This is a genomic window from Synechococcus sp. R6-10 (assembly GCF_047461815.1).
Lineage (GTDB): Bacteria > Cyanobacteriota > Cyanobacteriia > Thermostichales > Thermostichaceae > Thermostichus.
Genome location: NZ_JANSHW010000243.1, coordinates 1 through 3001, shown reverse-complemented (window position 1 = coordinate 3001; position 3001 = coordinate 1). Strand labels below are relative to the sequence as shown.

Genomic DNA, 3001 nt, shown 5'->3' with positions numbered 1-3001 from the left:
GGGCTGCTTTTTCAGAAAGACTGGGATCCGCGGAGTCTGGTTCGAGTTCATGCTGAAGATCCTCCATCGCGCGGGTTGGCAGTTCCAACTCAGTCTGCCTTAGGGGGCCGGGAACTCTCTTGGATCCTAAGCAGGGATCCCTTGCCCCGGCTCTCTATCGAAGCTGGAACAGACCGCAGAGTTAGCGGATGTATTCCTTCAACACGCTGTTGCGGTTGGGGTGGCGCAACTTGCGCAGAGCCTTAGCCTCGATCTGCCGGATCCGCTCGCGGGTGACATTAAAGATCTGGCCGATCTCCTCCAGCGTTTTCATGCGGCCATCATCCAAGCCGTAGCGCAACTTCAACACATCCCGTTCGCGAGCGGTGAGGGTTTCCAAAACGCTTTCCAGATCTTCTCTGAGCAAGACTTTGGCCACCCGATCCTCCGGCGTCTCCCCATCCGACTCGATAAAGTCTCCCAGCCGAGAATCCTCTTCCTTGCCGATGGGGGTTTCCAAAGAGATGGGAAGCTGGGCCGACTTGGCGATAAAGCGCAACTTCTCGATGGTGATCTCCATGCGGGTGGCGATCTCCTCTTCGGTGGGCTTGCGGCCCAATTCCTGGGAAAGCAACTTGGTTACCTTTTTGATGCGGGAGATCGTCTCATAGAGGTGGACAGGCAGGCGAATGGTGCGGGATTGGTCGGCAATGGCGCGGGTGATGGCCTGTCGAATCCACCACGTCGCATAGGTGGAGAACTTGTAGCCCTTCTCGTGGTCGAATTTCTCGGCTGCCCGAATCAGGCCCAGGGATCCCTCCTGAATCAAATCCTGAAAAGACAGGCCCCGGTTCATGTACTTTTTGGCGATGGACACCACCAAACGCAGATTAGACTGCACCATCTTTTCTTTGGCCCGCCGCCCCCGATGCAACCGCCGCCGAAATTCCGGCAAGGACATCTTGACCTCTTCTGCCCAGAGGGTGTCCGGCACCTCTTCTGGGTCTGACCAGAGGCCCATACGCTGAAAAACGGCCTCGCGAGCGCGCTCTAGCTCCAGCAGATCGGCAATTTTTCGGGCTAGCTCGATTTCTTCATCGGCCCGCAGCAGCCGAATACGCCCAATTTCTTGCAAATAGACCCGGATAGAGTCATCGGTGTAGGGCTTTTTCTTACTGGCCGCCTTGCGCTTTGAGCGACCTTTGGCACTGGCGGCGGCAGTCTCTCCATCCTCCTCTGCTGCCTCTTCGTCGTCGTCATCCTCATCAAAAGCATCAGTGTCACCGGTATCCAGTTCGCTCTCGAGGGTATCTGTCTCCGTGTCCAACTCCAGGGTGCCAGAAGGTGGATTTTCCAGATCCGATTCGAGAAGAGCTGTTTGACCAGATTTCACCAATTCCTTTGCTTGAGCCATGCTGAGTTCCTCGTGATCCTAATCACAGACAACTAAAGGTGACTAAGGGAGCTTAGACGCCAAAGGGAGAGGAGCAAGTTGCAGCCCTGCTGCATCCCACAACGCCAGAGTGAGGGAGCCGATATCCGCAAGCCAAAGCCTGAGTTGCCCTAGGCAAGCCTGCCCGCTTCTGGATAACCGATTGCTCGGGTCAATCTGGAAGCAGATATCGCTCATGGGGCTCAACTGAACTGGCGCAAGACCCGTCATCTTGGTGGGCGGAACCTCTCAAGATGGCGAGAGGTGGATCTTTCTCTTCGCCAATCCTGCGACGGAGTGCGAGGCACTTCACTGGGGGGGCGGAACATTCAGCACCTCAACCACTCCAACCCGCGAGGAGAAGATCGCTCTACAGCAGGCGGCAAGTGACCCTGGGAGGAACACTTGCGAGCAACTGTAGCCGTTCACACCAAAACGTCTTCCCTAAATTAGCCCGACCTGGGGGAAACAGCAACGGGGCAGGCAAAGAAAATGTTAAATTCGCCTCAACAATGGCCAGAATGGAAGCCCTGGCCAGGGATCCACCCTTCGGCCTAGTCCGAGCAAATGGCTCGATGCTAACTTAAATCAGACTCTAGGTCGATGACACCCTGCCTGACTTTGACTTCTATGACCCATCCCTTCCTGCAGCATCTCCAGGAACGTGTGATTGTCTTTGATGGGGCGATGGGATCCTCCCTCCAGGCCCAGAACCTGACGGCAGCGGATTTTGGTGGGCCGGAGCTGGAGGGTTGCAACGAGATGCTGGTGCTGACCAAGCCGGAGGCGGTGGAGCGGGTACACCGCGGCTTTCTGGAAGTGGGGGCCGACGTTGTTGAGACCAATACCTTTGGGGCCACCTCCATCGTTTTGGCCGAGTACGGGATCCCGGAAAAAGCCTACGAGCTGAACGTGGCAGCAGCCCGTTTGGCCAAGCGGGTAGCAGCCGAGTTTGCGACGCCGGAAAAGCCCCGTTTCGTGGCCGGCTCCATCGGCCCCACCACCAAGCTGCCCACCCTGGGGCACATCAGCTTTGACGACATGCGCTCCAGCTTTGCCGAGCAGGTGCGGGGGTTGATCGACGGCGGGGTGGATCTGCTCATCATCGAGACCTGCCAGGACATTTTGCAGACCAAGGCGGCCCTGGTGGCCGTGCAGCAGGAGTTTGCCCGACGCGGGATCCGCCTGCCGGTGGTGGTGTCCCTCACCTTTGAGGTGCAGGGGACAATGCTGGTGGGCACGGAGATCGGGGCGGCCCTGGCCATCCTGGAGCCCTATCCCATCGATGTGCTGGGCCTCAACTGTGCCACTGGCCCAGACAAGATGGTCGAACACATCCGCTATCTGTCCCGCCATTCTCCTTTCCCCATCTCCTGCATCCCCAACGCTGGCCTGCCGGAAAACATCGGCGGCAAAGCCCACTACAAGCTCACCCCGGAGCAGTTGCGCTTCCACCTGGAGCATTTTGTGCGGGATCTGGGGGTAGCGGTGGTGGGAGGGTGTTGCGGCACCCGTCCCGAGCACATTGCCGCCTTGGTGGAAGCTGTGCAGGGGCTGCGGCCTAAACGCCGCTCCGTCGAGCGCATTCCC

Annotated in this window: 2 protein-coding genes; one reads left to right on the top strand and one right to left on the bottom strand. The window is 58.4% G+C overall.

The window, feature by feature from the left end; genetic code table 11:
* Positions 1-181: 181 nt before the first annotated feature.
* Positions 182-1393, bottom strand: a complete 1212-nt coding sequence (rpoD, locus tag NW837_RS07630) for an RNA polymerase sigma factor RpoD (protein WP_414330368.1) — start codon at positions 1391-1393, stop codon at positions 182-184.
* Positions 1394-2041: 648 nt separating this feature from the next.
* On the opposite strand from rpoD, the gene NW837_RS07625 reads away from it, so the two are divergent.
* Positions 2042-3001, top strand: a 960-nt coding sequence (locus NW837_RS07625) for a homocysteine S-methyltransferase family protein (RefSeq protein WP_414330365.1), incomplete at its 3' end; no start/stop codon positions are given.